The organism is Gelidibacter salicanalis (genome assembly GCF_016469035.1).
In the GTDB taxonomy this organism is placed as follows: domain Bacteria; phylum Bacteroidota; class Bacteroidia; order Flavobacteriales; family Flavobacteriaceae; genus Gelidibacter; species Gelidibacter salicanalis_A.
Genome location: NZ_JAEHJZ010000109.1, coordinates 1 through 286 on the forward strand (window position 1 = coordinate 1; position 286 = coordinate 286).

The window sequence follows — 286 nt, forward strand, 5'->3', positions numbered from 1 at the left end:
TGACAGGTCTCCGGAAGTTATCGCGCCGCGTTTGGGACGCGGAGGTCGTCACGCTTGAGGCGTGACCACCCAAACTGAAAATTATGGATTATACGGTTTACATATTGTATAGCCAAAAACGTTCAAGATATTATGTCGGTCAAACGGATGATATCGCAAAAAGATTTATAAGACACAATAAAAGTTTGGTTCCATCAACTAAAACTGGCGCACCATGGAATTTGGTTTTTACCCAAAAGGTAGAAAACAGATCCGAAGCACTAATTTTAGAGAAAAAGATTAAAAA

The 286-nt window shown here is 39.9% G+C and carries 1 protein-coding gene; it reads left to right on the forward strand.

The genetic code is table 11. The features are described 5' to 3' along the window. Window positions 1-83 precede the first annotated feature (83 nt). The coding region (locus tag JEM65_RS21060) for a GIY-YIG nuclease family protein (RefSeq protein WP_199603700.1) at window positions 84-286 on the forward strand (203 nt) is incomplete at its 3' end.